Here is a 6623-nt window from a genome sequence, read left to right as displayed (position 1 = left end):
ACTCTTCAACTGCTCTCGGAATATTCAATAGATGAACTCAATGAGATAGCCACAATGGCATTAGGTATCTCATAGATGTGTAGATACCTATGCCTAAAAGGAGAGGGAAAAATATTAGCCCCATTAAAAAAGCGCCTTGCGGCGCTTTTTTTGACAGAATGCTTATGCACCCTGTTCAAGCGGTAAGCCTGCATCACGGGCAGCACGAGTACCACCCATCAGAATGACATATTCACGTGAGCTGTCAAAACCCTCTAGTTTTTCCGCAGCACGTGGAGCTTTACTGCCCCCACCACACAAGATGTAAATGGGTTGATCCGCTGACACCTGAGTTAGGCTTTCTGCTGAAAGATCGTTAATGGGCTGATTCACCGCCCCTTTCACGTGTGCTTCAGCAAAAGCACTTGAATCGCGTACATCCCAGATAATTGCATTTTCTGGGAACTCAAATGTTGTAATTTCTTGTTTACGGATCATTGCGCACTCCTTTGATGTAAACAACACTTGGCAAATGAAGAAAACATCCCTAGCATCTCAGATATTCTTTCCCTTTGTAAAGGTCTAAACTATGCCTTCTTTCGATATTGTTTCTGAATTAGAAATTTTTGAAGTAAATCATGCAGTTCAAAACACCCAAAAAGAAATCGCGACCCGCTTTGATTTCCGTGGTCAGGACGTTTCTATTGAACTGAATGAAAAAAACAAGGAAATCAAAATCTCGACTGAAAGCGATTTCCAGTGTGAACAAGTCTATAGCATGCTGGAAAGTCATTTCTTTAAACGCAAAGTCGATATTCAGGCGCTTGATCCACAAAAAATGACGGCTTCTGGCAAAAATGTGATTCAGGTGATCAAGCTTAAAGATGGACTTGACTCAGATACCGCAAAAAAAATTAATAAAGCCATTAAAGAAAGTGGGATTAAAGCGCAATCTTCGATTCAGGGCGACAAGATTCGTGTAACTGATAAAAAACGCGATACCTTGCAACAAGTAATGGCATTCTTGAAAGAACAGCAATTTGGTTTGCCTTTACAGTTCAACAACTTTAAAGATTAAGACCGTTCTGTGTCTTAAAGTAGGAATTATGACGCATCGCAATCGACTGACCAAACTGGTGAACGCCACTTCCAGATTACCACAAGGTATACGCAGTGCTTTACTGAGTAAAACTTTTGGCCGTGTGGTTCCCATGGTAGGCTCTGCCAAGATTCGCTATGTAGAGCTGAGTCCGGCAAAAGTCGTGGTCACAATCGCCAATCATAAAGCTATGCAAAACCATATTGGTCAGGTACATGCCTGTGCCATGGCTTTACTGGCAGAAACCGCGACTGGTTTTGTCACTGCAATGAATGTGCCGGATACGGCAATTGTGCTGATCAAAAGTTTAAAGATTGATTTTAAACGCCCGACGCGCGGTGCCATGACTGCGATTGCTACGCTTACATCCGAGCAGCAAGCCTTGATGCAAAGTTCAGATAAAGGCGAAACATTGGTTCAAGTTGTGGTAAGTGATGAATCAGGTGAAGCTCCGATTCAATGTGAAATGCTCTGGGCCTGGATTGCCAAGAGCCAGCTTAAGAAATCATAATTTCTTCTTTTAGACAAAAAAATCCCAGATATTAAATCTGGGATTTTTTATTTCAAGCCATTATTAGGCTGATTGCGATTCTAAAAGCTTCTGTTTCGCGTCTTCTGGAATCAGACGTTTGTTGCCTTTGACATCTACTGCAACAAAGGTAAATACCCCTTCGGTCACCCGAATCGGTGGGCGTGAATCATCATGACTGTCCCAAACCTCGATTTCCATCTGGATAGAGGTCTTGCCTACTTTTAAAATTTTGGTATAACAACTAATCACGTCTCCGACTTTTACCGGTACCAGAAAAGTCATCTGGTTAATCGAAATCGTGGCACAACGTCCCTTTGAAAATCGTTCTGCGTGAATCGCGCCTGCCAAGTCCATTTGTGAAACGATCCAGCCACCAAAGACATCACCACTCCAGTTGGTATCTGCAGGCATTGCGATCGTCTGTAGGGAAAGAATCCCCTCTGGTCTTACTTGAGAATCTGACACTTTCACTCCAGGCATTTGAATTAGGGTTGGGTATTTAACTGCTGATCAAGCCATTTTTGCAGCTCGCTTGATCGTAATGCACCGCTTATTCTAGCAATTTCGTTGCTTTTATTCATCAACACCAGCGTCGGAATACTGCGAACATTAAATGCCGAACTTAAGCGAGGATTCGCTTCTGTATCAATTTTTGCAAAAACCACATTTGGATATTGTTTTGCGACAGTCGCAAAATGCGGTGCCATCATTTTACAGGGACCACACCACTCTGCCCAGAGATCAATCAGGATTGGTAAGTCACTATGCGTGACAAACTGGCTGAAATTCTGCTCATTTATTTCAATCGGTGCCAGTGGAATCAGGGCTTGATGACATTGACCACAAGCAGGGTTGGCAGTGAGTTTATCTTCAGGGACACGGTTTTTGGCCAGACATTCCGGACATACAATAATCATCTAGCGCACTCCAATATGTTGATGTAAGAATTCTAATTGGGTCGAAACTGCTTTTTCAAACCATTCCCCATGATAAATATCAAAATGTCGGATATTCCACTCATGATATTGCACAAATGGTGCAATATTGGTGGCAGTTTCCCGACTCGATTCAATTGGAATCAGACTATCCCGTTTTGCCGCAATAAACAGTACTGGAATATTAATCTTTCTTACCTCCTGAATCGGTCGATAGCGCATCAGTTTGAAGAATGCCCGTGCAGGAATATGACCACTCCAGTAATAATCCGGATTGACAATCGACAGATAACCTTCATAACTGTCCTGTGTCGGCATAAAACATAGCTCAGGCGGATCAACTACAGGTAAGGTTTTTGGTGCCATACCAACCTTGGCCCCCATATAATCCTGACTGGAAACTTTAAGCGCCTTGGGGAGTTGTTGTAAAGGATATAGTTGGGCACTTTCAGCCCCATCGACAAAAGGCACCTGTACCATCGCCGCCTGAATATTTTTCAGCTCTGCTGCAAGTGTCAATACGTGCCCACCACTTAAGGCCGTACCCCAGAGCACGATCCGTTTACTGTCAATCGATTTGCGTTCCTGAATATGTCTGATCATGGTTCGCCAGTCATCGAGCTGGGCATTGATCGACACCAGTTCACGTGGACGCCCAGTGCTGCCGCCCCAATAGCGATAGTCAAATAAAACCACCGCATAGCCGGCACTGGCAAAACGCTGGGCATATTGCACCAGTTTAAATTGACGTAAGGCAGCCAGACCATGAGCCATCAGGATTACGGCCGGTTTTTCTATATTTTTAGGCCGATAAAAATCTGCAGCAATCACTTCCTGACCGCTTTTGACATACAGTGGTTCAACTGTATAAGCCTGCATACGCGCTCCATTGCGTTATCTTATGGTTATCATCATTTATAAAAATTTCAGAACAGGTTCAGCATGTTTTCAGCTTAATGCTATCATAAAGCATATCGATATAAATGAAATGATGGAGTGGCGTCATGAGCGAAAATGTAGGTTTTGCTGGTCAAATTGGTCCGGAACACGTAACTCAAGTGGTTGAGAAAGGTTTTAAATCGATTATCAACAACCGTCCGGACATGGAAGGTGGTTCCGAGCAGCCAACCAGTGCACAAATCGAGGAAGCTGCACGCAATGCCGGTCTGGATTATGTATTCCAGCCAGTAGTAGCCGGTCAGATTACGGAGCTTGATGTACGCACTTTTGTCAATCATTATAATGAGTTACCAAAACCGATCTTGATGTTCTGCCGCACCGGAAACCGCTCGAATAACTTATATCAACTGGCAAAACAGATGGATCTGCTGGATGACTAAGTCGTTTTGGAAAGGGGTGTTGCTAACAACATATTTTAGCTGTATTACACCTGTTTTTGCTGCAAATGATCTTAGCCGTGCGCTGACCTCTACGGTGAGTGTCACAGGGCAAATGACACCAAGCAAGTTTCAGCAATTGATTCAGCAAGGTTTCAAATCTGTGATTGTAAATCGTCCTGATCAGGAAACTGGTAATAATGTCACGGTAAGTCAATTACGCTCCATTGCGGAGAAATCTCAAGTTAGTGTGATTTATCAGCCTGTGGTGAGTGGCCAGCTTTCTCAGGCGAATATTGAAGAATTTGCTCGATATTATAATGAGCTGCCTAAACCAATTTTGATGGTTTGCCGTAGTGGCACACGTTCAGCTGCTTTGTTTAATCAGGCTAAATCTCAAGGATTGATTCATGAATAAGTTATTGATTATTTTATGTTGTAGTTTGGCTTTTGCCGGTTGTAGCTCGATGAATTTGAAGCCGACTGTGGGTGTAAGTGTGGGAACATCGATTTAACTTGCTTAAGTTTAAAATGAAATATATTTAAGTCCAAATAGATGACAAGTAAATAAATTAACTGAAATCCTTCAAGTAGATGTTGATGTTTAGTTATCTTTTGCTCACTTGAGTATGTTTACTTTAATGTAATGAATTGCTACAAAGCCCTCTTGTTTTGAGGGCTTTTTTGTATAGTGGTAAAATATTACGACATGATTTTAATATAATGTACGACCTCATCATTATTGGCGCAGGCACTGCAGGAATCAGTGCTTATAACGAAGCCGTCGAATATACCCAAAATATTTTAATTATCAATGATGGCCCGTGGGATACAACCTGTGCCCGTGTAGGTTGTATGCCAAGTAAATTGCTAATCTCCTCTGCAAATCGCATGCATGATATTCAAACTGCTGAAGACCTTGCTTTACAACATAATGCTGTCATTGATCCTTCAGATGTGATGCAACGTGTGCATGTCTTTAGAGAACGTTTTATTCTCGCAACCTTGAAAGGTGTCGATCAATGGGACAGCTCACATAAAATTTCCGGAAAAGCCAAATTTATTGATTCCCAAACGATCGAAGTCAATGGACAATACTATCGGGCCAAAAGTTTTATTGTCGCTGTAGGCTCACGCCCCAATATTGATGAAACTTTAAAGAAAAAATTAACAGACAAATACATCACTTCCAATGAAATATTTGAATTCTCCCAATTACCTAAGTCTTTAGCAGTAATCGGGAGTGGCATCATTGCAATTGAATTAGCTCAAGCCATGCAACGACTGGGTGTACGAACCACAATGTTTGCGCGTAGTCAAAAAGTAGGTGCTTTAACTAGCCCGATCTTACAAAAACTAGCACAAGAGCAATTAAGTAAAGAACTGAATATCAAATTTAAAATTTTGCCAGATAAAGTTGAAATACAGGATGATAAAGTAAAAATTAACTTTACAGAAAATGATCAGACTAAGAATATTGAAGTTGAATATGTCTTAGCTGCCACAGGTCGACAAAGCAATATAGATCGTTTAGGTCTAGATCAACTCAATTCAACATTCAAGGACATCAAAAACCTTCCTATCGATAAAGAAACCAAACAACTTGCAAACCTACCTATATTTATAGTCGGTGATGCCGCACTTGATACCCCTATTCAACATGAAGCCGCGCATGCGGGTAAACAGGCGGTTTATAACTGTTTAAATTATCCGGATGTAAAGCCTATTCCTGCCTTAACCGCATTGGCGATTGTATTTTGTCATCCTGAAATGGCGATTGTCGGAAAAAATTTTAAACAGCTAGAAGATCAACACGTCGAATTTATTCGGGGATTCGTCTCTTATGAAAACCAAGGACGTGCTCTAGTTTTGGGAGAAAACTCAGGTGGAATAGAAGTTTATTTTGATAAAAACTCCGGTAAATTACTTGGCGCAGAACTATTCTGTTCACAAGCAGAACATCTGGCCCATTTACTGGCTTGGATGATTGATGCCAATCAGGATATTCATCAGATTCTAGCCAAACCTTTTTATCATCCGACTTTGGAAGAAGGACTCAGAACGGCATTTAAACATGCTCGACGTCAGTTGGATGCATTGCTATAAAGGAGCTATAAACCTATTACGCTTTAAAATTAGTTCTTGCTCTAGTCTAATATTGAGCAATGTTGATGTTAAATTTATATATGACATATATAAGACGATTATTTCGCGCATAAAAAAACACCCCCTATCATTTGACAGGGGGTGTTTTGGAATAATGAGCTGGCGATGACTTACTCTCACATGGGTAACCCCACACTACCATCAGCGCTAAGAGGTTTCACTTCTGAGTTCGGGAAGGGATCAGGTGGTTCACTCTTGCTATGGTCGCCAGCACAACTGGTATGATTACTTACTGAGGTCTTATGGTTGCCTTAGCTTTCTTCAAATCTTGCACTCTGTTCAAAGCAGTGCTTTGAACATCGTTCATTAACAGATATATCTGAGTTGCAGTAGTTTGTTCGATTAGCTTAACTAAATCAAGGCTTCGTCTGATCGTTAGATCAATATGAAATCAATTGATGCTTTATATACAACTGTTTGGGTGTTGTATAGTCAAGCCTCACGAGCAATTAGTATTGGTCAGCTTCACATATCACTATGCTTCCACATCCAACCTATCAACGTCGTAGTCTTCAACGGCTCTTTAGGAGACATAAAGTCTCGGGGAAATCTTATCTTGAGGTAGGCTTCCCGCT

Annotated in this window: 9 protein-coding genes and 2 rRNA genes; 5 read left to right on the top strand and 6 right to left on the bottom strand. The window is 41.5% G+C overall.

Going from position 1 to position 6623, the window contains the following annotated elements; translation table 11 throughout:
* Positions 1–162: 162 nt before the first annotated feature.
* A complete protein-coding gene (locus tag F890_RS17640) occupies positions 163–477 on the bottom strand; it encodes a rhodanese-like domain-containing protein (RefSeq protein WP_004733697.1) in 315 nt (104 codons plus the stop codon).
* 91 nt (positions 478–568) lie between these two features.
* On the opposite strand from F890_RS17640, the gene F890_RS17635 reads away from it, so the two are divergent.
* Together F890_RS17635 and F890_RS17630 are read left to right on the top strand one after the other, a co-directional pair.
* Positions 569–1057: a YajQ family cyclic di-GMP-binding protein gene (locus F890_RS17635; RefSeq protein WP_004281601.1), complete on the top strand. Its 489-nt coding sequence runs from the start codon at positions 569–571 to the stop codon at positions 1055–1057.
* A gap of 28 nt (positions 1058–1085) precedes the next feature.
* Positions 1086–1589, top strand: a complete 504-nt coding sequence (locus F890_RS17630; protein WP_004733694.1) for a DUF4442 domain-containing protein — start codon at positions 1086–1088, stop codon at positions 1587–1589.
* Positions 1590–1652: 63 nt separating this feature from the next.
* Here the strand turns inward: F890_RS17630 and F890_RS17625 are convergent, their stop codons facing one another.
* The 3 genes from F890_RS17625 to F890_RS17615 are packed head-to-tail and all read right to left on the bottom strand — an operon-like array spanning position 1653 to position 3424.
* Positions 1653–2090: an acyl-CoA thioesterase gene (locus tag F890_RS17625; RefSeq protein ID WP_211100818.1), complete on the bottom strand. Its 438-nt coding sequence runs from the start codon at positions 2088–2090 to the stop codon at positions 1653–1655.
* A 5-nt stretch (positions 2091–2095) separates the two neighbouring features.
* Positions 2096–2527, bottom strand: a complete 432-nt coding sequence (trxC, locus tag F890_RS17620; RefSeq protein ID WP_004733689.1) for a thioredoxin TrxC — start codon at positions 2525–2527, stop codon at positions 2096–2098.
* Positions 2528–3424, bottom strand: a complete 897-nt coding sequence (locus F890_RS17615; RefSeq protein WP_004733687.1) for an alpha/beta hydrolase — start codon at positions 3422–3424, stop codon at positions 2528–2530.
* A 125-nt stretch (positions 3425–3549) separates the two neighbouring features.
* Between F890_RS17615 and F890_RS17610 the strand changes: the two genes are divergently transcribed.
* The 3 genes from F890_RS17610 (at position 3550) to F890_RS17600 (ending at position 5988) form a co-directional block, all read left to right on the top strand.
* The gene (locus F890_RS17610; protein WP_004733684.1) at positions 3550–3885 is read left to right on the top strand and encodes a protein tyrosine phosphatase family protein; all 336 of its coding nucleotides are present in this window, start codon (positions 3550–3552) and stop codon (positions 3883–3885) included.
* On the top strand, positions 3878–4300 hold the full coding sequence (locus F890_RS17605; RefSeq protein ID WP_004733682.1) for a protein tyrosine phosphatase family protein: 423 nt from the start codon (positions 3878–3880) through the stop codon (positions 4298–4300). Before F890_RS17610 ends, F890_RS17605 begins: the two co-directional genes overlap by 8 nt.
* Before the next feature lie 305 nt (positions 4301–4605).
* The gene (locus F890_RS17600; RefSeq protein ID WP_017397643.1) at positions 4606–5988 is read left to right on the top strand and encodes a dihydrolipoyl dehydrogenase; all 1383 of its coding nucleotides are present in this window, start codon (positions 4606–4608) and stop codon (positions 5986–5988) included.
* A 157-nt stretch (positions 5989–6145) separates the two neighbouring features.
* Here the strand turns inward: F890_RS17600 and rrf are convergent.
* Positions 6146–6260, bottom strand: a 5S ribosomal RNA gene (gene rrf, locus F890_RS17595).
* Between the two features lie 216 nt (positions 6261–6476).
* Positions 6477–6623: ribosomal RNA gene (locus F890_RS17590) — 23S ribosomal RNA — on the bottom strand; the annotation flags it as partial.

Source organism: Acinetobacter sp. CIP 64.7, assembly GCF_000369745.1.
GTDB classification, from domain to species: Bacteria; Pseudomonadota; Gammaproteobacteria; order Pseudomonadales; family Moraxellaceae; genus Acinetobacter; species Acinetobacter fasciculus.
Note: the sequence above shows the minus strand (reverse complement) of the source record. Positions and strands in the feature narration are given on the sequence as shown.